The following is a 21896-nucleotide window of genomic DNA, read 5'->3' on the forward strand; positions in this document are numbered from 1 at the left end:
AGGGGTTCGGCGGGGTCAGACGCCGACGGGTTCCTTCTCCAGTTCCACCGCGGGCTTCTGCTGGAGTTCGCGGAGTTTCGCGCCCTCGACGTCGATGTCGGGGAGGATGCGGTCGAGCCAGGCCGGCATCCACCAGGCCCACTTGCCCATGAGGACGAGGAGGGAGGGGATGAGGACCATGCGGACGATGAAGGCGTCGAAGAGGACGCCGGCTGCCAGGGCGAAGCCGAAGGACTTTGCGGTGGCGTCGGATTCGAGGATGAAGGAGCCGAAGACGGAGATCATGATGATCGCGGCGGAGGTCACGACGCGGGCGCCGTGGTGGTAGCCGGTGATCATGGCTTCCTTGGGGGACTTGCCGTGCACGAATTCCTCACGCATACGCGTGACCAGGAAGACCTGGTAGTCCATGGCGAGGCCGAATACCAAGCCGATCAACATGATCGGGAGGAAGCTGACCAGGGGGTGCGGGTCGGCGATCAGGCCGAGTGCGCCTTCCTGGAAGATCAGGACCGTCGCGCCGAAGGTGGCCGCCATGGAGAGCAGGAAGCCGAGGGCGGCGGTCAGCGGGACCAGGATCGAGCGGAAGACCAGGATCAGCAGCAGGAAGGCCGCACCGGCCACCAGGGCCAGGTAGGGAACGATCTTGCTGAGCAGGACGTGGTCCACGTCGGCGTAGATGGCGGTGGTGCCGGTGATGCCGTACGCCATGCCCGGGTATTCCGAGGCCAGGCCGGATTCGGCGTCGCGCGCCTCACTGACCAGGTCCTTGGTGTCCTGGTTGTTGGGTCCGAACTTCGGTACGGCGTTGAGCATCGCGCCCGCGCCGTCCTGGCTGAACTGGGGTGCGGTCACGTAGTCCATACCGGAGTAGGACTCCAGCTTCGTACGCAGCGCGTTGGCGGCGTTCTCCCGCTGGTCCGGGGCGACGTCGGCCAGATCGGCGACCACCATGAGCACGCCGTTGCTGCCCTCACCGAAGCCTTCGGTGCGGATGTCGTACGCCTTGCGGACCGTGGTGTGCGTCGGCAGGCTGTCCTCGCCGGGCAGGCCCAGTTGCAGACCGGCGGCGGGGGCGGCGAGCAGGCCGAGCACGACCACGCTGAGACCCAGGGTGAGCGCGGGCGCCTTGGCGATCACGCGCGCGAAGCGGGTGCCGAGGGTCGTGGCGGTGTCGTCCTCGGGATCGTGCTTGGCGACCAGCGGCAGTTTCGGCTTGAACAGGAAGCGACCGAACGCGCCCATCAGGGCGGGCATCAGCGTGATGGCGGTGAGCACCGCGAACGCGGCCGCGATGGCGCCGCCGAGGCCCATGAAGGTCATGAACTCGACGCCGACCACGCTGAGCGCGCCCAGCGCGATGATCACGGTCAGGCCGGCGAACACGACCGCCGAACCCGCGGTGCCGAGGGCGACGCCCGCGGCTTCCTCGGGTGAATCCTGAACGCTCAGTTCGGATTTGTAGCGGGACACGATGAACAGCGCGTAGTCGATGGACAGCGCGATGCCGATCATGGACGCGAGGAAGGTGGTGAAGCTCGGCACCTCGAGCACCGAGGTGCCGACGAAGATCAGCGAGGTGGCCGCGCCCAGGCCGATGATCGCGGTGAAGATCGGGACGAAGGAGGCGACGATCGCGCCGAAGGCGACCATCATGACCACCAGCGCCACCGCCATGCCGATCATCTCGGACTTGCCGCTGGGCTGTTCCTGCTTCTGCGCGATGGAACCGCTCATCTCGACGGTCAGTCCGCTGTCCCGCGCGACCTGCGCCGCGTCGTAGGCGGCGGTCCGGTTCTCCTCGGTGACGTCGTTGAACGAGGCGATGTTGAAGGGCACGCTGAGCACGGCGACGGTGTCGGGCGCGGTCTTGTTGAGCACGTTCAGCGGCGCCGAGGTGCACTTGGAGACATCGCGTTCCCCGCTGAGGCAGCCCATCTCACCGGTGGCGGTGACCGGATTCTGCAGCGGCTTCGCATGATCCACAATGCCGAGCTGGTCGAGCTTGCCGATGAACGCGTCGATCGCGGCGGTGTTCGCCTTGTCGGTCAGCTTCTGACCGGCGGGCGCCTGAATGACGTAGGTGCCGGTGACGGCCTCGAATTTGAAGGCTTCCGAGGCGCCCGGGAAATGCTTGTCGAGGATTTCGTTGGCCCGCGCCGAGGGCAGTTCGGGCATGCTGAAGTCATTGCTCATCGGCTCCTTCAGCTGTGTCCCCAGGCCGCCGAGCAGCAGGAACAGCAGGAGCCAGACGGGAAGCACGATCCATTTGCGGCGGAACGCGAATTTGCCCCACCGGTAGAGGTATACGGACACGAGGGGTTCTCCTGGCGATGGATTGTTCTGTGCGGGTGTTGAACGCGTAGACAGCCCTGCCGCGGGAGTCAGTCCTGCAACGCTCCCCGCCTCCACGATTTTCTGCCTACCGTGCGGTAGGTAGACTACCGAGGCTAGAAGTGGAGGAACAACCTCGATTTAAGTGGTGTTGATCGCTTCCCCACAGTGTGGTGAGAGGATGACCCAATGACCGGCCGAGCCGCCCCAGGAACAGTTGTCGCAGGTAGAAGCACAAAAGACGCGATTCGTGAAGCTGCGATCCAGCTGTTTTCCGCCAAGGGATTCGAGCAGAGCAGTTTGCGCGAGGTCGCGGATGCGGTGGGAATCACAAAAGCCTCGCTCTACTATCACTACGCCTCGAAGCTCGACCTGCTGGTGGCCATCATCGAGCCGATCTTCGATGACATGCGCGACATCGTGGACAGCCTCGACGGCCGTCCGCACACCCCGGAGAGCGTGCGCGAGGTTCTGACCACGCACCTGCGCGCGGGCCTGCATCATCGCGCGGCCGGCGTGCTGTGCATGCGCGACACCGTCGCCATCGTGAATGCCCTGGGCAACAACCGCTATCCGGACATGCTGGATATGCACCGCCGCATGGTCGAGTGGCTGGCCGGCCCCGGCGCGGACGACGAGGGCTATTTGCGCGCGGCCGCCGCCATGCAGATTCTGAGCGTCGCGCTCACCTCGCAGGAGCACATGCCGGATACGGACGAGAACCTGGTCGAGGCGGTTCTGCTGGATGCCGCGCTGGGCGTGCTGTCGCGATAAGGTTTCGTTTCACGGCCGCCGAGATCAGGAGTTTCCAGTGCACATCACCGCGAAGATCGATTACGCGGTGCGCACCCTGGTCGAGATCGCCAAGGCGCAACCGGATTCGGTGAAGGCCGACGCCATCGTCGTGGCACAGGACATTCCGCCCAAAGTTCTCGAATCGGTTGTCGCGGATCTGCGTAAGGGCGGCCTGGTCACCAGCCGCCGCGGCCCCGACGGCGGCTACCGCCTGGCCCGCCCGGCCACCGACATCAGCATCGCCGACGTGATCCGCGCCGTGGAGGGCCCGCTCGCCTCGGTCCGCGGCCAGCGCCCCGAGGACGTGCACTACGCGGGCGCGGCCGAACCCCTGCAGCGGGTGTGGATCGGCCTGCGCGTGAACATCCGCTCGGTACTGGAACGCGTCTCCGTCGCCGATATCGCCCACGATCTGCTCCCGTCCTTCCTGGACGAATTGCTGCACGATCCGGACGCCTGGACACGCCGCCCCCGCCCGGCGGGCTCGCAGGCCGCCACGCAATGGCTGGACCTGGACCAACCCGACATCTGAAAAGGAAAGCTTCAAATTCGGCGTACGGGCGGTAACCCTCGGGCGGTAGCCTGCGAGCACCATGTTGATCAGACTGCTGCGCACCTTCCTGGCTCCCTACCGAGCCCAGCTGGCCGGAGTTCTCGTGCTACAGCTGGTCTCCGTCATCGCCATGCTCTACCTGCCGAGCCTCAACGCCGACATCATCGACAACGGCGTCACCAAGGGCGATATCGGCTACATCTGGACGGCCGGCCTCTGGATGCTGCTGGTGACGGTCGTGCAGATCGTCGCCCAGGGCGCGTCGGTGTACCTGGGCGCGCAGGCCGCCATGAGCGCGGGCCGCGATATGCGCGCGGCCCTGCTGCACCGGGTGGGCACCTTCTCCGATCGTGAGGTGGGCCTGTTCGGCGCGCCGTCGCTGATCACCCGCAGCACCAACGACATCAACCAGGTGCAGCTGCTCATGGTCATGAGCGCCACCATCCTGGTTATGGCCCCGATCATGTGCATCGGCGGCATCATCATGGCGGTCCGCGAGAACTTCGGACTGTCCTGGGTGCTGCTGGTGGCCGTGCCCGCGCTGGCCCTCACCATGACCCTGATCATCAGCCGCATGGTGCCCGGCTTCCGCCGCATGCAGACCCGCATCGACGCGGTGAATCGTGTTCTGCGCGAACAGATCACCGGTATCCGCGTGGTCCGCGCGTTCGTTCGCGAGCGGCAGGAGACCTGGCGTTTCGGCGTCGCCAACAAGGAGCTGACCGAGGCGTCGCTGTATGTGGGCCGCTACATGGCGCTCATGTTCCCCGCGGTCATGCTGATCTCGAATGTCACCACGGTGGCCGTGATCTGGTTCGGCGGCCACGCCATCGACCGCGGTGAGATGCAGATCGGCGCGCTGACCGCGCTGCTGTCCTACATCATGCAGATCCTGATGGCCGTCATGATGGCCTCCTTCCTGGCCATGATGGCCCCGCGTGCCGCGGTCTCGGCCGAGCGCATCGGCGCGGTGCTGGACACCGAATCCTCGGTGCGGCCGCCGCGGCTGCCGCAGCCGCTGCAGGGCGATCCCGGCGTGGTCGATTTCCAGTTCGCGGAATTCAAGTTCCCGGGCGCGGAAAAGCCTGTGCTGCGCGGAATCCGGTTCCGCGCGGAACCCGGCACCACCACCGCGATCGTGGGTGCGACCGGTGCGGGCAAGACCACTCTGATCAACCTGATCCCGCGCCTCATCGACGTCACCGACGGCTCGATCACCGTGGGCGGCACCGATGTTCGCCACATCGACCTGGAACTGCTGCGTGACCTGATCGGCCTGGTGCCGCAGAAGGCGTACCTGTTCTCCGGCACGGTGGCCTCGAACCTGCGCTACGGCAAGCCGGACGCCACCGACGAGGAACTCTGGCACGCGCTGGAGATCGCCCAGGCCGCGGATTTCGTGCGGGATATGCCGCAGGGCTTGGAAACCCCTGTCGCACAAGGCGGTACAACGGTTTCCGGCGGTCAGCGCCAGCGTCTGGCCATCGCCCGCGCGCTGGTGCGCAAGCCGCGCATCTACCTGTTCGACGACTGCTTCTCCGCTCTGGACGTCGCCACCGACGCCCGGGTGCGGGACGCGCTCCGCCCCGAGATCCGCGACGCCGCGGTGATCACTGTGGCACAACGTATTTCGACCGTCCGCGACGCGGATCAGATCATCGTGCTGGAGGACGGTGCGATCGTCGGCCTGGGTACGCACGACCAGCTCGTGCGCGACTGCTCGGAATACCGGGAGATCGTCGAGTCGCAGCTCAGCGCGGAGGAGGTTCGATGAGGCCCGGGGCAGCGAATCCCGGCGCACCGGATACGAAGGCCAAGTCCTTCGGCCCGTCGCTGAAACGCCTGCTACGCCGACTGGCGCCCGAGAAGGCTTATCTCTCGGTCATTTTCGTGCTCGCCGTGGTCTCGGTGGTGCTGAACACGCTGGGCCCGCAGGTGCTGGGCAAGGCCACCAACATCATCTTCGACGGTGTGGTCGGCAAGCAGCTCGGCCAGGATCTGCCGCCGGGCGTCCCGCCGCCCAGCAAGGAGGAGGTGGTCGAGGCCGCGCGGCAGTCCGGCAACGACACCTTCGCCGACATGCTGGCCTCGATGCACGTGATTCCCGGTGTGGGCGTCGACTTCTCGGCTGTGGGCCGGGTGCTGGCCATGGTGCTGGCGCTCTACATCGGTGCGTCGGTGTTCGGCTGGCTGGAGGCCTACCTGCTGAACTCGGTCATCCAGCGCACGGTCAAACGCCTGCGCGCCGAGATCGAGGACAAGATCCACCGCCTGCCGCTGAGCTACTTCGATTCGCAGGCGCGCGGCGACGTGCTCTCCCGCGTCACCAACGACGTCGACAATGTGGCGCAGTCGCTGTCGCAGACCATGAGCCAGCTGCTCATCTCGGTGCTGACGGTGATCGGCACCCTGGCCATGATGTTCTGGATCTCCTGGCTGCTGGCCCTGATCGCCCTGCTCACGGTGCCGCTGTCGATCATCGTGACCGTGCAGATCGCGAAACGCTCCAAACCGCATTTCGTGGATCAGTGGAAGTACACCGGCGCGGTCAACGCCCAGGTGGAGGAGGCTTTCACCGGCCACGAGGTGGTGACCGCCTTCGGTCGCGTGCGCGAGGTCGGCGAGAAGTTCGACGAGACCAACGAGAAGCTGTACCAGGCGTCGTTCAAGTCGCAGTTCATCTCCGGCCTGATCATGCCCGCCATCATGTTCCTCGGGAACCTGAACTACGTGCTCATCGCCGTGGTCGGCGGTCTGCGCGTGGCCAGCGGTCAGCTGTCGCTGGGTGAGGTGCAGGCGTTCATCCAGTACTCGCGCGGTTTCACCCAGCCGCTCACGCAGATCGGCTCGATGGTCAACCTGCTGCAGTCGGGTGTGGCCTCGGCCGAGCGCATCTTCGAGATCCTCGACGCCGACGAGCAGATCCCGGATCCGGAGGTGGAGGACGACCGCCCGCTCAGCCGCGGCCGCGTCGCCTTCGAGGACGTGTCCTTCCGCTACGAGCCCGAGACCCCGGTCATCGAGAAGCTGTCGCTGGTGGCCGAACCCGGGCACGTGGTCGCCATCGTCGGCCCGACGGGCGCGGGCAAGACCACACTGGTCAACCTGCTCATGCGCTTCTACGAGGTGGACGACGGCGCGATCACCATCGACGGCGTGAACATCACCCGCATCACCCGCGACCATCTGCGCTCGCGCATGGGCATGGTGCTGCAGGACACCTGGCTGTTCGGCGGCACCATCCGCGAGAACATCGCCTACGGCAATACGAACGCCACCGAGGAGGACATCCTCGAGGCCGCTCGCGCCGCCTACGTGGACCGTTTCGTGCACGCCCTGCCGCACGGCTACGACACCGTCATCGACGAGGAGGGTTCGGGCGTCAGCACGGGTGAGAAGCAGCTCATCACCATCGCCCGCGCGTTCCTGGCCAAGCCGTCCATCCTGATCCTGGACGAGGCCACCAGTTCGGTCGACACCCGCACCGAACTCCTGGTGCAGCACGCCATGGCAGCCCTGCGCCGCGACCGCACGAGTTTCGTGATCGCGCACCGTCTTTCGACGATACGCGACGCCGACACCATCGTGGTCATGGAGAAGGGCAAGATCGTCGAGCAGGGCACCCACGACCAACTGCTCCTCGCCAAGGGCGCGTACTACAACCTCTACAACGCCCAGTTCGCCGCCGCCATCACCGACGGCGAAGGCGAGAACATAGACGACCCGGAGCCCGACGCGGTGTCCCTGGGCAAGGGATAGCCCCTCACAGCGGCAGGCACACGGGCTGAGAGGATGGTCCGGTGTCTGCTGCTTCCGAGTTCTCGTTCAAGGTCGGTACCCGGCTGGAGGGTCGGCACGGTCGCAGCGGGGTGATCAGCACGCCGCACGGCGATATCGCGACCCCGGCCTTCATTCCCGTGGGTACGAAGGCCACCGTGAAGGCGGTGCTGCCGGAGACCATGAAGGAGCTGGGTTCGCAGGCGCTGCTGGCGAACGCCTACCACCTGTATCTGCAGCCCGGCCCGGACATCGTGGACGAGGGTGGCGGCCTGGCGCAGTTCATGAACTGGCACGGCCCCACCTTCACCGACAGCGGCGGCTTCCAGGTCATGTCGCTGGGTGTCGGCTTCAAGAAGGTGCTGGCCATGGAGGCCGTGGGCGTGCGGTCCGATGATGTGATCGCCAAGGGCAAGGAGCGCCTGGCCCACGTCGACGACGACGGCGTCACCTTCCGCTCGCATCTGGACGGGTCGAAGCACCGCTTCACCCCCGAGGTGTCCATGGGCATTCAGCATCAGCTGGGCGCGGATGTCATGTTCGCTTTCGACGAGCTGACCACGCTGATGAATACCCGCGGCTACCAGGAGGAGTCGCTGGAGCGCACCCGCCGGTGGGCGCAGCGCTGCCTCGACGAGCACGAGCGCCTCACCGCCGCGCGCACGCATCGCCCGTATCAGGCCCTGTTCGGCGTCATCCAGGGCGCGCAGTACGAAGACCTGCGCCGCAAGGCCTGCCAGGATCTCGAAGCGCTACGGGGTTGCGGCGGAAGCGAATTCGACGGTTACGGTATCGGCGGCGCGCTGGAGAAGCACAATCTCGGCACCATTGTCGGCTGGTGCTGTGACGAGCTGCCCGAGCACAAGCCGCGGCACATGCTCGGAATCTCCGAGCCCGAGGATGTTTTCGTGGCCGTGGAGAACGGGGCGGACACCTTCGACTGCGTGAACCCGTCGCGGGTGGCCCGCAATGCCGCCATCTATGTCGACGAGGGCCGTTTCAACATCAACACGTCCCGTTTCAAGCGTGATTTCACGCCGATCGACGACACCTGCGACTGCTATACCTGCAAGCATTACACCCGCGCCTACCTCCATCACCTGTTCAAGGCGAAGGAGATGCTCGCGGCCACCCTGTGCACGATCCACAACGAGCGTTTCACCGTGCGCCTGGTGGACCGCATCCGGGAGAGCATCGACGGCGGGTACTTCGACGATTACAAGCGCGATTTCATGGGTGGTTGGAAGGGCCGGATCAAGGCCCCCGCCAACTGATTTCGAGCTGCTGGTTGGGGGACGTGAAGTCCCCCAACAGTTTCAGCTCCGTAGCGCTTCCACTTCCACTGGCGCATAACTGGGTTCGTTCTTCTTCAGGAAGGCGATCACCCGGTAGGTGATGGGCAGTACCAATACCTCGGCGAGGGTTTTCCAGACGAAGCCCACGATGAGGTAGTTGAAGAACGTCCCCCACGAGTTGATGCCGATGGCGGTGGCCGCGATGGCGCAGAAGATCAGCGTGTCACCGAACTCGCCGACCACCGTGGAGCCGAGCAGTCGCGCCCACAGGTGCTTCTCCTTGGTCCTCTCCTTGATGGCGACCAGCGTGGCCGAGTTCAGCATCTCGCCGACGAAGTATCCGCAGAGTCCGGCCAGCACCAGCTGGGGTGTGGTGCCCAGGACGTTGTCGAAGGCCGCGTCGCGCGCCGGATCCAGTCCGCCGGGCAGGTGCCTGGCGATCCAGAAGCAGCCCAGCATGAGGACCAGCACGCCGAACCCGAAGTAGATGGCTCGTCGCGCGGCCTTGAACCCGTACACCTCGCTGAGCACGTCGCCGATGATGTAGGCGAGCGGGAACAGGAAGAACGCGCCGTCGAGGGTGAGGGGCAGGATCTCGACGGGGCCCAGTTTCACGGGGTTCTCGGCGAAGGAGCCGAAGAATTGAATGCCTTTGGTGGCGCAGATGTTCGAAATGATCAGAACTGCCGTGAACAGTGTCACGACCGGTGTGTAAAAGCCCCCCGCCGCCTTCGCGAATGCCGCGTGTTCGGTGGCGGGGCGTCCAGTGCCGGCGGTCTCCGCCGGAGATAGTGCATCACTCACGAAGTGAACAGGATACCGGTACCCCTGTCCGGTGGAATAGGCTGGGCAAATGACGAATCCCGGTGATTCCGACGAGTGGTGGAAGCAGTACAGCGGTGAAGGCGTGTCGCCGGATTCGCCAGCCTCCGGTTCGCAGCCCCAGCAGGCCGCGCCGCCACCCGCCGGCTATTCCTCAGGCCCGAATCTTCAGAAGCCGCAGTCGAATCCGCCGTCACAGCCGCAGCAGCCGTATGGCCAGCAGTCGGGTCCGTACGGGCAGCAGTCCGATCCGTTCGCGCAGCAGCCGTACGGGCAGCAGTCCTCGCCGTCGAATCCGGCGGCCTATCCGCCGCCCGCGCCCGCTCCGGCGCCGGGGTACGGGTATTCGTCGGGTGGTTACCAGCAGCCGGGTTCGGGCGGGTATCCGCAGCAGCCCGCGTCGGGTTATCCGGGTATGCCCGGTTACCAGCCCTACGGCTATCCGCAGCAGGGGACGGGTACCAACGGTCTGGCGATCGCGGCGCTGGTGACGTCGCTGATCGGTCTGCTCTCGGTGTTCTTCTGCGCGTTCATCCCGATCATCCCGGTGGTGGGTCTGATTCTGGGTGTGATCGGGTTCAACCAGGTGAAGACGTCCGGGCAGGACGGCAAGGGGATGGCGCTGGCCGGGATCTGGGTCGGCGTGGCGGGCATCGTGATCTCGATCGGTTTCTGGGTGCTGATCGCGATCGGTGTGGCGTCGTCGAGCTACTAGCGGGCACGGCCACCATCGCGGGCACGAAAAAAGCGGGTGCGCATCCGGAAGGATGCGCACCCGCTTTCTCGTCGGTGTAATCAGCCCTTGACGACCTGGGTGCCGCCGGCCAGCTTGTCGTGCCAGCCCTGCTTGTTCGGGTCCTGCTCGATGGTGACGGCGATGTAGATCGCCAGACCGATGGTCACCAGGGAGCCGACGCACGGGATGATGCTCGCCAGCAGCCACGCGTTACGCATGAACGAGGTCTTGGGATCGGGGTTGCCGCCGCCGGGCGCGACGACGCGCAGGCCGAGCAGCTTCTTGCCGAGGGTCGCGCCCTGCGACGAGTCGAGCAGCACGAAGTAGCCGATCCACAGGCCGAATCCGAGCAGCGAGGTGATGAAGGTCGCGACGAGCCCGGAGCCGATCGCCGCCGTGATGGCGAAGTTGATGATGCCGATGACGACACCGGCGATGATGCCGTCGATGACGCGGGCGCCGAGGCGGATCCACACATCGGCGGGCATGCCGCCACCGAATCCCGGTGCGCCGTAACCCTGCTGGCCGTAGGGCTGGTACGGCTGCTGGCCGTACTGCTGCTGCGGCTGCTGCCCGTACTGCGGGGGCTGGCCGTACGGATCCTGCTGCGGCTGACCGTAACCCGGCTGCTGACCGTAGCCCGGCTGCTGCGGCTGCTGCTGCGGGTAGCCCGGCTGCTGCTGGCCGTAGGGGTCGGACTGCTGGCCGTACGGCTGCTGACCGTAGGGCTGCTGCGGCTGCTGCTGACCGTAGGGGTCGGACTGCTGCCCGTAGGGCTGCTGACCGTAGGGCTGGTTCGGCGGGTACGGCTGGCCGCCGCCCTGCGGATACTGGTTGGGGTCGTACCCACCGCTTGTCATTGTTTGCCGTCCTCGTTCGAGTTCGTTCGGTGTCTCGGGTCGAGTGCGTACGTTACGGATATCACCTGGTCTGCGACAACCCGTCGGGATCGAGTGTCCACGGTTCGCGTGGCAGGTTTTCCGGGTGGAAGTGCCCTGTCAACTGTGCCGGGTCGGTGACCTCCGGAAGTCCGAGTGACGTCGTCAGCAGGCCGAGCACGTATTCGGGCGTTTCGCCCAGTGCCAACCGGTCCCGCAGGGTGACCGCGCCGTCGCGTTTCGCCAGGCGCTGCCCTGAAGTATTGAGCACCAGTGGCACATGTGCGTACTGCGGCACGGGCAGGCCGAGCAGGGTGGCCAGGTACGCCTGCCGGGGTGTGGAGGAGAGCAGGTCGTCGCCGCGCACCACCTGGTCGACGCCCTGGTCGGCGTCATCGACCACGACGGCGAGGTTGTAGGCGGGTGTGCCGTCCCCGCGCCGCAGCACCAGGTCGTCGACCGCGCCGCGATAGCGTCCGTGCAGTTCGTCGGTGATCTCGAAATCGGTGACCGCGGCGCGCAATCGCAGCGCGGCGGGTCGTCCCGCGGCGCGGCGCTGTGCCCGTTCGGCGTCGGTGAGGTCGCGGCAGGTGCCCGGGTAGGCGCCCATGGGTCCGTGTGGCGCGGTGGCGGCCTGCTGGATTTCTTTTCGCGTGCAGAAGCATTCGTAGGTGAGGCCCGCCGTGGTGAGCCGGTCGGTGGCCTGCTCGTAGTGGGGTAGGCGCTCGGATTGCTTCACCACCGGCGGATCCCAGTCGAGTCCGATGGCCGCGAGGTCGTCCAATTGTCGTTCGGCCGCACCGGCTTTCACCCGGTCGAGGTCTTCGATGCGCATGAGGAAGCCGCGGCCGGTGCTGCGGGCGAACAGCCAGGCGAGCAGGGCGGTGCGCAGATTGCCCAGGTGGAAGTCCCCCGACGGGCTGGGCGCGAATCGGCCGTAACCGGTCGGCGGGGTGGCCGGGACCGGATGCTGCGGATGCGAGGCGTCGGTGGGCACGTCCGCCCATGCTAGGCGGGGCGCGGACGTTCGCATACTTCGCACCGCCGCTGGTCTTTTGCAATATTGCGGGTGCACACACGGGGTGTGGGTCGACAGTGAATATGCGAATTCAGTGAATGCGCAGGCTGGGGCAAAGTTCGGCCGCCGAGATCGGCTTTTCCGCGTCCAGAGCGGCCAGGAGCCGGTCCGCGTTGGCGATCAATCCGGCGGCGTCGATGTCGTAGGGGACCGGGTCGGTGGCCGCGAGCCGGTGCTTCGCACGCTCCAGCAGGGTGCGCGCGCCCTTGGGGTTGCCACGTTGAATGTGGGTGAGTCCAACGGCATATTGCGCGAGACCTTGCCACAGCATCCTTTCGGCGAACGGGCCGTTCTTCCACGCGGCCTCCAGGACTTCGTGCGCGTTGAAGGCCAATCCGTCGTCGAGCAGACGTTGGGCGTAGTCGAGGGTTTCGGCGGGTGGTAGATCCAGATCGTCCGGGATGCGCGGGATGCCCGCGCTCCCGAATGGGAGGGGTCGCCCAAACCGGTCACGGGGTCGGGCATTCCGGGCGCGCCCGTCCTCGTCGCGATCCCGCTCGCTGTCGTCCTGCGCATGCTCGGCCATGACCACCATGATCCCGGACGCCGCGCACGGGCGGTCACCGCGGAGTTTGCCGAGGGATCCGCTATCGCACCGGCAACAAAATTGCGAGTAACGATAATTCGCGACTTTCGAACTTGGGCTATTTTTCTGCTATTTAGTAGCTGGCTAACCTTGCCGATTATTTGCTGATTGAAAACGAAAGAATGCGATCTCCTATTGGAGAACCCTGCTAGTGTTTAGCGCGGGAAGGGCCATCGGGGGTGCATTCCCATCGTGAAGTGCAGAGAGTGGGTCGCACGGCGGGTTTGCGTGCAGCCCCGGGCGTACCGAAGGATCCGCGGATCCGCGGAATCTCAGCGAAAACAAGATCGATGCCAGCAAGATCTCGTGCTTGACGCAGCGAAGGAGCTAGTACCGTGAAGGTGGATTTGGCAGGCGCCGAATGGCGCAAGAGCAAACACAGTGGCCCCAATGGCAACTGCGTGGAGGTCGCGTTTCTGAAGGACGGAAACGTGGCGGTTCGCGACAGCAAGGAACACGGCCGCGGCCCGATTCTGGCGTTCACCCCCGGTGAGTGGGACGCCTTCGTCGCGGGCGTTTCCGATGGGGAATTCAAGCGGGCCTGAGGCCGGCTACCCGGAGAAAGAAGCCCCGAGCCACTTGGGCTCGGGGCTTTTCGCTGTGCGGAACCTCGGGGCTATGCCCCCGAACCGGCAGGCGGCGCGGATTCCCCTGAGGGGGAGGCGCTTTCGGCGGCCCGGTGCCCATTGCCCGAACCGTTCCGCTGTGCGTGCCGCAGCACGGCCAGCTGCGCATGCTCGGCCTCGTGGGCGGCCGCCGCGTTCTGGTCGCGCTCGGCCGGCGGATCCGCCCGGAAGAACGTGCCGCTGCCCGGTCGCCCGGCCACACCCAGTTCGTTCATCTTCCGGGGCACGCGCGCGCCCTGGTATTCGAGCGGAATCGGATGTCCGTGCGCGTCCACCGGCCCGAGCGGTTGATGCAGCTCGATGTACTCGCCGTGCGGAAGTCGCCGCACCACACCGGTTTCGATGCCGTGCTCGAGAATCGCGCGGTCGCTGCGCTGCAGGCCGATGCACAGCCGGTAGGCGGCGAAGTAGGCCAGCGGCGGCGCGAGCAGCAGCGCGATGCGGAAGGCCCAGGTGGTCGCGTTGAGCGAGATGTGGAACTGCAGCGCGATGATGTCGTTGACGCAGGCCAGGGTGAGGATCAGGTAGAACGTCAGCGCCATGGCCCCGATCGCGGTGCGCACGGGCACATCTCGCGGCCGCTGCAGCAGGTTGTGCCGCACCACGCGATCCCCGGTGAGCCGCTTCTCGATCCACGGGTAGCCGATGAGCAGCCCGAAGATCAGCGGCATCATGAGGGCCACCGAGAACGCGCCGGGCACGGTGTGCCCGAAGATGTAGAGCTCCCAGGCCGGGAACAGGCGCAGGAAGCCGTCGGTCCACATCATGTAGAAGTCCGGCTGTGTGCCCGCCGACACCTGAGAGGGGTTGTAGGGCCCCAGATTCCAGATCGGATTGATCTGCAGCACCCCGCCCATGATGGACAGCACGCCCAGTGTGAACGCGAAGTACGCGCCCTGATCGAGCGAGAACACCGGCACGATGCGGGTGCCGATCACATTGCGTTCACTGCGTCCGGGCCCCGGATACTGGGTGTGCTTCTGGTACCAGACCAGCGCGATGTGCACCACGATCAGCGCCAGCATGATGCCCGGGAAGAGCAGTACGTGCGCGATGTAGAGCCGCGGAATGATGATGGTGCCGGGGAAGTCGCCCGCGAACAGCAGCCAGTGCAGCCAGCTCCCGATGACCGGCGTGCTCAGGGTGATGCCGGCGAACGCGGCCCGCAGCCCGGTGCCGGAGAGCAGGTCGTCGGGCAGCGAGTAGCCGAAGAACCCCTCGAACATGGCGATGATCAGCAGGATCGCGCCGATCACCCAGTTCGCCTCGCGGGGTTTGCGGAAGGCTCCGGTGAAGAACACCCGGCACAGGTGGATGATCATGGCTGCGGTGAAAAGCAGTGCGGCCCAATGGTGTACCTGCCGGACGAACAGTCCGCCGCGCACGTCGAAGGAGATCTCGAGCGCGGTTTCGTAGGCGCGCGACATGGTGACGCCGCGCAGTGGCTGATAGGTCCCGTTGTAGACCACCTCGGACATGGAGGGGTCGAAGAACAGGGTCAAATACACGCCGGACAGCAGCAGCACGATGAAGCTGTAGAGCGCGATTTCACCCAGCAGGAAGGACCAGTGCGTCGGAAAGACCTTGTTGATGGAGCGTTTCAGGAATGCGGCCGCCTGATACCGCTGATCCGCTTCATCGGCCTGACGCGCGAGAGTTGCGGCGGTCCGATTTCGAGTTGCCATTACGGTCACCCCGCCCCCGGGAGAGTACTGAAGGCTTCTACTACAAACGGTAGCACCCAGAGACCCTGCGCTGTACCCGCTTTCGATAGGCTCCCGGAGTGAATTCCCTGGCGCCCCGCGACGCCACCATGTACTGGCTGTCCACCCGCACCCGCAACGACCTGTTCCTGCTCTACTGCTTCGCGGACGCGGGATTACCCACCGCCGAACTGCGGGAAACCCTGGCGCGCCGAATCATTCGCATTCCAGATTTGCTGGTGCACGTGCTGGACACCCCTGCAAACATTGCGTATCCGATTTGGGAGCCTTGTGAATTCATTGACGACCAATTCGTCGTCCACCCCCTCCCTGCAGCAACCTGGTCCAACCTCACCACCGCCCTCGGCGACCTCCTGAACACCGGAGTGCGAGCGCAACACCGCCCCTGGCGCCTGCACCTCTTCCGCGAAGTCGCGGACGCCCCCGGCTTCGCGCCTGATGAAACCGCTTTGGTCGCAGTGCTCCAGCTCTCCCACGCGCTCGCCGACGGCCGCCGCGCCGCCGAGATAGCCCGCGCCCTGTTCACCGAGGGGGACGCTCCGCTCTCGTCATCCCGAAAGCATGCCGGAATGACGGGCTGGCCGGCGGCGGCCATGGCGCTTCCTCGGATCCCGATCAGCATGGCGCGCACTGTGATTCGAGGATTGGCCGCCGCCCGCGCTCAGCGAGAACTCGCCGAACTGACTGCGGCGGGCGCGATTCCCCCACCCTCACCGGGAGCATCACCCAACTACTTCAACGGCGGCGGAGCCACCCCCGAATCCCACGCCGCCCGCATGCTCGTACTGAACGCGGCAGACCTGCGAGCCCCCGGATTCACAGTGACAGTCGTAGCCGCCACCGCCATCTCCCTCGCCATGCAGCGCTACCTGACCGCTCGCGACCTCCCCGCCGACACCCTCCGAGCCCAGATCCCCATGGCGGTAGCCACCGACGGCACAACCCGCAACAGCTACCGAGACCTCTCGGTCGACCTCCACCCGGACGACCCCTGCCTGCGCCGCCGAGCCGCCCGCACAGCCGCCGATCTGGCCACCCGCCGCACCCGCGCGGCACATCCCCTGCACCGAGCCCAAGCAGCGGTAACGGATTCTCTCCCCGCCCCGCTGCTCCACCGTGACGTCACTCACTACCCGATCGACCAACTCCCGGACCAGGTTTCGGGCCACACCGTCATCTCCAGCGTCCACCGCGGCCCAGCCGACCTCACCCTCGGCAACGCCCCCGTCCGCTTCACCGCGGGCTTCCCCGCCCTCGGCTCCGTCATGCATCTGACCCACGGCATCCACGGCCTCGGCGAGACAGTGACGATCTCGATCCACGCCGACCCCGCCGTCCTCGACATCGACGCCTACACCGATTTGCTGGCCACCGCCCGCACGGAGGTAGCCACCGCCCTGAACGACGACGAAGGCCCCCGCCGGAGCTGATCCGGCGGGGGCCTTCGTGAGCGGAGGATAGGGGATTTGAACCCCTGAGGGCTGTTAACCCAACCCGCGTTCCAGGCGAGCGCCATAGGCCACTAGGCGAATCCTCCGCAGAGCAATATACCGGGTGACCCCCTGGAAAAACCAAATGGGGTGGTCGGAGCGGGTTCTTGTGGTCGGTTGACTACTTCTTGCGGACCGAGTCGAGGGCCTTCTGAACCTGGGCCTTGGCGGCGGTGGCTACCTCGTCCTTGCTGATCTGGGAGGACTCGGTGCTGCGGCGGACCTTGATGGTGACCTTGACCGAGACGTTGTCGTCCTTGGTCGCCACGGTGTACTCGTAGTCGTTCCAGTAGGTCCAGTCGTCGGTCTTGGAGAACCAGTAGGCCTCCTCGCCGAGGCCGCTGATGTCGCCGGAGGCGCGGCCGGTGCCGGTGGTGCCCACGTCGAACTGCTTCCACATCTCGTAGGCGGGGCGGTTGTAGGCGCTGGAGTTGCCGCTGAGGAAGTCGACCTCGAGGCTGATGTCGGCGGTGTCGGTGTCGGTGCTGCCGTACTTGTCGGGCGGGCTCTGCTGTTCGTAGCCGGCCTGGCAGTCGAAGTCGCCGCCCGAGTATTCGGTGGGCTGGGTCTCCTTGTGCTCGGGGGAGCCCTTGGAAGTGGAGGCCCACTTGGTGAGGACCGTCACATCGATGGCGTTGCACCCGTTGGTGATGTTGGCCATCGTGTATTTGCCGTCGTCGCTGCTGCCGCCGCCGAGCGGGTTGTCACCCTTGCCGCCGCTGGTGAGGGCGATGGCCCCGATGCCGACGCCGACGATGACGATGAGGCCGATCACGCCGCCGATGATCCAGCCGGCCTTGGAGCCGCCGCCACCGTTCGGCGGTGTCGGGTAGCCGTATCCGGGTTGCGGCTGCGGCTGGGCGAACTGGTTGTAGGCGGGCTGCGGCTGCTGGTACTGCTGGTAGCCCTGGTTCGGATCCTGGTACGGCTGTCCCGGCTGCTGATACGGCTGGCCCGGAATCGGCTGTGCGGGCGGCGTGTAGCCCATGGCTCCGGCGGTGTTGTAGTTCAGCATGGTCGGGTCGGCGCCCTGTACGGGTTGACCCGGATTGGTGCCGGTCGGCGTGGCCCACCACTGTGCGGTTTCCTGCGGGGCGGCGGGATCCTGCGGTGCGCCCGGCCCAGGGTTCGAGCTCGTCATTACTTGTTTCCCCTCCGGTACTGAGCGGTCTTCCGCGATGTCGGACCGATCGTAACGACCCGGTGCGGCGCGAGTCTCGGTGAGCCGCTACACTGGCCGACGGATCCAGCGCGGCGCGCATCCTGTGAACTCCCCCAGGGCCGGAAGGCAGCAAGGGTCAACGGGCTCTGCCGGGTGCGCTGGGTCCCCTTTATTTCTGGGGGACTTCCGGTTTCGTGAACAGCGTTTCGTGAAGGCTGTATATAGCTGACATTTCCGACGGCGTCCCTAGTAACCTGGGCGGTTGGGTCCGGTGGACCCAGGACAGATACCCCTCGCCCTGGAAAGGCAATCAGGATGCCTCGGCAAACGCAGATCGGTTTGATGAGCCATGCGGAACTCGTGTCGGAACACGAAACGCAGACCGCGAACTACGCGACGCTCAAGACCGAGAAGCTCACGCTGGATCTGACGAGGGGTAAGCCCGCGCCCGAGCAGTTGGACCTCTCCGCGGAGCTGCTGTCCCTGCCGGGCGCCGACGACTACCGCGACGGCAACGGCACGGATGTGCGCAATTACGGTGGCCTGCACGGTCTTCTGGAATTGCGCGCCATCTTCGGCGAGCTGCTGCACATTCCGGTGTCGAATCTGCTGGCCGGCAACAATGCCAGCCTGGAGATCATGCACGACGTGATCGTGTTCTCCATGCTGCACGGCAACGCGGATTCGGAGCGGTCGTGGGTGGCCGAGCCGGTGCGCAAGTTCCTGTGCCCCGCACCGGGTTACGACCGGCATTTCGCCATCACCCAGTCGCTCGGTTTCGAGATGATCCCGATCCCGATGGGCCAGGACGGCCCGGACGTGCACGCCATCGCCGAACTGGTGGCCGCTGATCCGACCATCAAGGGTCTGTGGGCGGTGCCGAACTACTCCAACCCCACCGGCATCACCTTCTCCGAAGCGGTTGTGCGCGAACTGGTTTCGATGCCCACGGCGGCTCCCGACTTCCGCCTGTTCTGGGACAACGCGTACGCGGTGCATCCGCTCACCGACACCGCCGAACCGGTGATCGACGTGCTGACCCTGGCCGCCGAGGCCGGAAACCCCAATCGCCCTTACGTTTTCGCCTCCACCTCGAAGATCACCTTCGCGGGCGCGGGCGTCAGCTTCTTCGGCTCCTCCACCGAGAACCTGGAGTGGTACCTGAAGCACGCGGGCAAGAAGAGCATCGGCCCCGACAAGGTGAACCAGCTGCGGCACCTGCGCTTCTTCACCGACGCCGAGGGCGTGCGCGCGCACATGCAGAAGCATCGCGCCATCCTGGAGCCGAAGTTCAAACTGGTGCTGCGCATTCTGGAGGATCGCCTGGGTGCGTCGAAGGTGGCGTCCTGGACCGAGCCGAAGGGCGGCTACTTCATCAGCCTCGACGTGCTGGAGGGCACCGCGAGCCGGGTGGTGGCGCTGGCCAAGGACGCCGGCATCGCCCTAACTCCGGCCGGTGCGTCCTTCCCGTACGGAAAAGACCCGGAGGACAAGAACATTCGCATCGCCCCCAGCTTCCCGTCCACGGGTGAGCTGGAGAAGGCCATGGACGGCCTGGCGACCTGCGTACTGCTCGCGGCCACCGAGAAGCTGCTGCACCAGTAGCCCGCAGCACACCGGCAGAGGCGCGCACCGCGGGGTGCGCGCCTCTTCTGTTCTCGGAGGTCAGTTCGGCTTGTGCGCGAGCACCGCGAAGATGGTCACCGACAGGTGGATGTCGCCGCTGCGCGCGCCGTCTTCCAGGTCGATGAGCAGTTGTTCACGCTGCCGCTCGGTGATGGATCCGCGCGCCACCGCCATATCGGCGATCCGCGCCACCAGCGCGCCCGCGCCGACGCTGCCGTCCTGGATCAGCGCGTGCGAGCCGATGTCGTCCACGACGAGCCCGGCCTTGGTGAGCTGCCCGGCCAGCCGCCGTCCGGCGAACGGGTTGGTGGTTCCGGCGATCATGGTGTCGATGACCTCGTGCACCACGTGCCGGTCGCCCGGGTGCACGATGGCCGTGCCCCAGTCGCTGTCCATGACGACCACGCGTCCGCCCGGCTTGAGGACCCGCGCGATCTCCCCGGCCGCTCGCGCGGGCGCGGTGAGGTGCTGGAAGACGCGTTCACAGAGCGCGACATCGAAGGTGTCGGTGCCGAAGGGCAGGCCGTAGGCGTCGCCGGAGACGAATCGGGCGGTGGATCCGGCCTGCTCGGCGCGGCGTTGCGCCGAGGCGAGCAGATGCGGGTCGGGTTCCACGCCGACGGCGTCGCCGGTGGGGCCGACCAGGCCGGCGAAGGTCAGCACCTCGGAGCCGGTGCCCGACCCGATGTCGACGGCGTATTCGCCCGGCTGGGTGGCGAGCGCGTCGTGCGCCCAGGTCCGGAGCCTGCGGATGCCCGGGAGTGCGGCCTGCAGGTCGTGGACGTCGACCAGTTGGTCCTGGCCGTCGCGGTCGAAACGGTCCGGTCGTGAGCCGGATTCAATGCCAGGTTGCGGCATAGTTCCCACTTCTCGTGTTGCCATGGTGTTCGGCATGGCGCCGAGCCTAGTCGTGACCCGCGTCACCGCAAGCCAGGTTGAATGGGATGATCGATGCCATGGCGACCCGCATGCTGTGTATCGCGCAAGAGCCCGACGCCGACGAGCTGCTCTCGACCGATGATTTCGCGCTTCTGGTCGGAATGGCGCTGGATCAGCAGTTCCCCATGGAGCACGCGTTCCGCGGTCCGTGGAAGATCGCCGATCGGATGGGCGGCTTCGATATCCGGAAAATCGCTGACGCGGATCCGGAGGCTTTCGAGGAACTCGCCGCCACGCCGCCCGCCATTCACCGGTACGGCCGTTCCATGGGCCGCCGGGTGCAGGAGCTGGCGCGCTACATCGTCGACAACTACGACGGGAAGACATCCCACCTCTGGACGGAGGGCGATCTCGACGGAAAAGAAGTCCTGAAACGGTTGAAGGCGCTTCCGGGATTCGGCGATCAGAAGGCTCGAATTTTCTTGGCGCTGTTGGGGAAACAGCGCGGACTCGCGGCGAAGGGCTGGCGAGAGGCGGCCGGTGCGTACGGCGAGGACGGTTCCCGCAGGTCGGTCGCCGATGTGACCGATGCCGAATCCCTCACGCAGGTACGAGAATTCAAGAAGCAGGCCAAAGCCGCCGCCAAGGCGAAGTAGATCCCGGATCGAATCAAGCTGGTTTTTAACCTCCTTTCGGCCGAGGGTTTGCTTGATGCTTGCCGCACAAGTTCGTTCTGCGGTGAGGAAAGCAAGACCAATGAAGATGAGGAAATTCGCCGGGGTCGCGGCACTGTTGATCACGGCGATGGGCGTGACGGCGGGTACCGCCGGTACCGCGGGCGCGTCCCCGGCGACGGTCGATGAGGGTGTCATCAACTATGCCGTGACCAATACCGAGACCACGGCCACCATCAAGACCGATGCCGGTTCGCTCGTGGTCGAGGACGGCGTTTTCAAGGTGAAGGCCGCCAACGGCACCACCGTCGGTGGCACTGAACTGAAGTTCCGGGTGGACGATTTCGAGTTCCCCATCGCCGCCGACATCGCCGGCAACACCGCGACGCTGACGCCCGAGTTCAACCTCGATCACGCCGTCTACAAGCCGGTCGCCCTGCCCTACGAGGATCAGGCTCCGTGGAAGAACGACTACGAGCGTGAGCAGGCCGCCTGGTCGCGTCTGACCTCCACCATCTCCATGGGCGCCACCATCGGCACCCTCGTCGGCGGTCTCGCCGGCGGTGCCATCGGCTGCGTCCTGGGTGGCGGCTTGGCCGCCGCCGCCATTACCGGCATCCTGGTCGGCCTGTTCGGCGGCTTTCTGCCCGCCGCGGCCGTCGGCTGCTTGATCGGTGCGGGTGCGGTCGGCTTCCTGGGCACCCTGATCGGTCAGATCTTCGTGACCGCTCCGGTCGCCATCCTGGCCGCGGTGCAGTACTTCACCACCGTCAACTCCGGTCAGACGCCGGGCAAGAAGTAGATCCGTCCGGAGAGCTCCGGAATCAGCTGAGGGACAGCGGCTCCCGCCCGGACACACCG

Annotated in this window: 19 protein-coding genes, 1 tRNA gene and 1 other RNA gene; 12 read left to right on the plus strand and 9 right to left on the minus strand. The window is 66.1% G+C overall.

Features of this window, described 5'->3' with window-relative positions:
- Positions 1-15: 15 nt before the first annotated feature.
- A complete protein-coding gene (locus tag JK358_RS03485) occupies positions 16-2316 on the minus strand; it encodes an MMPL family transporter (protein ID WP_201943399.1) in 2301 nt (766 codons plus the stop codon).
- Positions 2317-2523: 207 nt separating this feature from the next.
- Here JK358_RS03485 and JK358_RS03490 point away from each other — a divergent pair, with 207 nt between their 5' ends.
- The 5 genes from JK358_RS03490 to tgt all read left to right on the plus strand — a co-directional run bounded on the left by JK358_RS03490 (position 2524) and on the right by tgt (position 8733).
- The gene (locus tag JK358_RS03490) at positions 2524-3108 is read left to right on the plus strand and encodes a TetR/AcrR family transcriptional regulator (protein WP_201943400.1); all 585 of its coding nucleotides are present in this window, start codon (positions 2524-2526) and stop codon (positions 3106-3108) included.
- Between the two features lie 37 nt (positions 3109-3145).
- Positions 3146-3661 carry an RrF2 family transcriptional regulator gene (locus JK358_RS03495; RefSeq protein ID WP_201943401.1) on the plus strand — a complete coding sequence of 172 codons (516 nt, stop codon included), beginning with the start codon at positions 3146-3148 and terminating at the stop codon, positions 3659-3661.
- Positions 3662-3722: 61 nt separating this feature from the next.
- Positions 3723-5456 (plus strand): ABC transporter ATP-binding protein, encoded by a 1734-nt coding sequence (locus JK358_RS03500; RefSeq protein ID WP_201943403.1) that lies wholly within the window; start codon positions 3723-3725, stop codon positions 5454-5456.
- Positions 5453-7441, plus strand: coding sequence for an ABC transporter ATP-binding protein (locus JK358_RS03505; RefSeq protein ID WP_201943405.1), 1989 nt, complete (start codon positions 5453-5455; stop codon positions 7439-7441). The genes JK358_RS03500 and JK358_RS03505 overlap by 4 nt, the downstream gene beginning before the upstream one ends.
- A gap of 41 nt (positions 7442-7482) precedes the next feature.
- Positions 7483-8733: a tRNA guanosine(34) transglycosylase Tgt gene (gene tgt, locus JK358_RS03510; RefSeq protein WP_201943406.1), complete on the plus strand. Its 1251-nt coding sequence runs from the start codon at positions 7483-7485 to the stop codon at positions 8731-8733.
- Positions 8734-8775: 42 nt separating this feature from the next.
- Here the strand turns inward: tgt and JK358_RS03515 are convergent, their stop codons facing one another.
- On the minus strand, positions 8776-9558 hold the full coding sequence (locus JK358_RS03515; protein WP_201943407.1) for a queuosine precursor transporter: 783 nt from the start codon (positions 9556-9558) through the stop codon (positions 8776-8778).
- A 49-nt stretch (positions 9559-9607) separates the two neighbouring features.
- Between JK358_RS03515 and JK358_RS03520 the strand changes: the two genes are divergently transcribed.
- Entirely contained in the window at positions 9608-10291 is a 684-nt protein-coding gene (locus JK358_RS03520) for a DUF4190 domain-containing protein (RefSeq protein ID WP_201943408.1), read from the plus strand.
- Positions 10292-10371: 80 nt separating this feature from the next.
- Here JK358_RS03520 and JK358_RS03525 read toward each other — a convergent pair whose 3' ends face one another.
- The 3 genes from JK358_RS03525 to JK358_RS03535 all read right to left on the minus strand — a co-directional run bounded on the left by JK358_RS03525 (position 10372) and on the right by JK358_RS03535 (position 12794).
- Positions 10372-11172 (minus strand): RDD family protein, encoded by an 801-nt coding sequence (locus JK358_RS03525; RefSeq protein WP_201943409.1) that lies wholly within the window; start codon positions 11170-11172, stop codon positions 10372-10374.
- A gap of 61 nt (positions 11173-11233) precedes the next feature.
- The gene (gene gluQRS / locus JK358_RS03530) at positions 11234-12187 is read right to left on the minus strand and encodes a tRNA glutamyl-Q(34) synthetase GluQRS (RefSeq protein WP_307817270.1); all 954 of its coding nucleotides are present in this window, start codon (positions 12185-12187) and stop codon (positions 11234-11236) included.
- Between the two features lie 112 nt (positions 12188-12299).
- Complete coding sequence (locus JK358_RS03535) at positions 12300-12794, minus strand: DUF309 domain-containing protein (protein WP_201943411.1); 495 nt, start codon at positions 12792-12794, stop codon at positions 12300-12302.
- Between the two features lie 395 nt (positions 12795-13189).
- Here JK358_RS03535 and JK358_RS03540 point away from each other — a divergent pair, with 395 nt between their 5' ends.
- Positions 13190-13399, plus strand: a complete 210-nt coding sequence (locus JK358_RS03540; protein WP_201943413.1) for a DUF397 domain-containing protein — start codon at positions 13190-13192, stop codon at positions 13397-13399.
- A gap of 71 nt (positions 13400-13470) precedes the next feature.
- Here JK358_RS03540 and qcrB read toward each other — a convergent pair whose 3' ends face one another.
- On the minus strand, positions 13471-15165 hold the full coding sequence (gene qcrB / locus JK358_RS03545) for a cytochrome bc1 complex cytochrome b subunit (RefSeq protein WP_201943415.1): 1695 nt from the start codon (positions 15163-15165) through the stop codon (positions 13471-13473).
- A gap of 98 nt (positions 15166-15263) precedes the next feature.
- Here qcrB and JK358_RS03550 point away from each other — a divergent pair, with 98 nt between their 5' ends.
- Positions 15264-16634: a wax ester/triacylglycerol synthase domain-containing protein gene (locus JK358_RS03550; RefSeq protein WP_201943417.1), complete on the plus strand. Its 1371-nt coding sequence runs from the start codon at positions 15264-15266 to the stop codon at positions 16632-16634.
- A gap of 21 nt (positions 16635-16655) precedes the next feature.
- Here the strand turns inward: JK358_RS03550 and JK358_RS03555 are convergent.
- Together JK358_RS03555 and JK358_RS03560 are read right to left on the minus strand one after the other, a co-directional pair.
- Positions 16656-16741: transfer RNA gene (locus JK358_RS03555), tRNA-Ser, on the minus strand.
- A gap of 74 nt (positions 16742-16815) precedes the next feature.
- Complete coding sequence (locus JK358_RS03560) at positions 16816-17835, minus strand: hypothetical protein (RefSeq protein WP_201943419.1); 1020 nt, start codon at positions 17833-17835, stop codon at positions 16816-16818.
- Between the two features lie 98 nt (positions 17836-17933).
- On the opposite strand from JK358_RS03560, the gene ffs reads away from it, so the two are divergent.
- Positions 17934-18028, plus strand: an RNA gene (ffs, locus tag JK358_RS03565) — signal recognition particle sRNA small type.
- A 143-nt stretch (positions 18029-18171) separates the two neighbouring features.
- Positions 18172-19461, plus strand: a complete 1290-nt coding sequence (locus JK358_RS03570; protein ID WP_201943421.1) for an aspartate aminotransferase type Ic — start codon at positions 18172-18174, stop codon at positions 19459-19461.
- A gap of 60 nt (positions 19462-19521) precedes the next feature.
- Here JK358_RS03570 and JK358_RS03575 read toward each other — a convergent pair whose 3' ends face one another.
- Positions 19522-20340, minus strand: a complete 819-nt coding sequence (locus tag JK358_RS03575; RefSeq protein ID WP_201943829.1) for a methyltransferase domain-containing protein — start codon at positions 20338-20340, stop codon at positions 19522-19524.
- An 86-nt stretch (positions 20341-20426) separates the two neighbouring features.
- On the opposite strand from JK358_RS03575, the gene JK358_RS03580 reads away from it, so the two are divergent.
- Together JK358_RS03580 and JK358_RS03585 are read left to right on the plus strand one after the other, a co-directional pair.
- A complete protein-coding gene (locus JK358_RS03580; RefSeq protein WP_372440596.1) occupies positions 20427-21017 on the plus strand; it encodes an HhH-GPD-type base excision DNA repair protein in 591 nt (196 codons plus the stop codon).
- A gap of 100 nt (positions 21018-21117) precedes the next feature.
- Positions 21118-21837, plus strand: a complete 720-nt coding sequence (locus JK358_RS03585; RefSeq protein ID WP_201943423.1) for a DUF8020 domain-containing protein — start codon at positions 21118-21120, stop codon at positions 21835-21837.
- The last annotated feature ends 59 nt before the right edge of the window (positions 21838-21896 follow it).

Origin of the sequence: Nocardia acididurans (genome assembly GCF_016741815.1) — a bacterium.
GTDB lineage: Bacteria > Actinomycetota > Actinomycetes > Mycobacteriales > Mycobacteriaceae > Nocardia > Nocardia acididurans.

Bases quoted from the DNA above. Each gene is read 5' to 3' on its own strand.
- JK358_RS03490 (WP_201943400.1), top strand. From the start codon at position 2,524: ATGACCGGCCGAGCCGCCCCAGGAACAGTTGTCGCAGGTAGAAGCACA.
- JK358_RS03580 (WP_372440596.1), top strand. From the start codon at position 20,427: ATGATCGATGCCATGGCGACCCGCATGCTGTGTATCGCGCAAGAGCCC.
- JK358_RS03560 (WP_201943419.1), bottom strand. From the start codon at position 17,835: ATGACGAGCTCGAACCCTGGGCCGGGCGCACCGCAGGATCCCGCCGCC.
- JK358_RS03585 (WP_201943423.1), top strand. From the start codon at position 21,118: ATGAAGATGAGGAAATTCGCCGGGGTCGCGGCACTGTTGATCACGGCG.
- JK358_RS03535 (WP_201943411.1), bottom strand. From the start codon at position 12,794: ATGGCCGAGCATGCGCAGGACGACAGCGAGCGGGATCGCGACGAGGAC.
- JK358_RS03520 (WP_201943408.1), top strand. From the start codon at position 9,608: ATGACGAATCCCGGTGATTCCGACGAGTGGTGGAAGCAGTACAGCGGT.
- JK358_RS03575 (WP_201943829.1), bottom strand. From the start codon at position 20,340: ATGCCGCAACCTGGCATTGAATCCGGCTCACGACCGGACCGTTTCGAC.
- qcrB (WP_201943415.1), bottom strand. From the start codon at position 15,165: ATGGCAACTCGAAATCGGACCGCCGCAACTCTCGCGCGTCAGGCCGAT.
- JK358_RS03505 (WP_201943405.1), top strand. From the start codon at position 5,453: ATGAGGCCCGGGGCAGCGAATCCCGGCGCACCGGATACGAAGGCCAAG.
- JK358_RS03570 (WP_201943421.1), top strand. From the start codon at position 18,172: ATGCCTCGGCAAACGCAGATCGGTTTGATGAGCCATGCGGAACTCGTG.
- JK358_RS03500 (WP_201943403.1), top strand. From the start codon at position 3,723: ATGTTGATCAGACTGCTGCGCACCTTCCTGGCTCCCTACCGAGCCCAG.
- JK358_RS03525 (WP_201943409.1), bottom strand. From the start codon at position 11,172: ATGACAAGCGGTGGGTACGACCCCAACCAGTATCCGCAGGGCGGCGGC.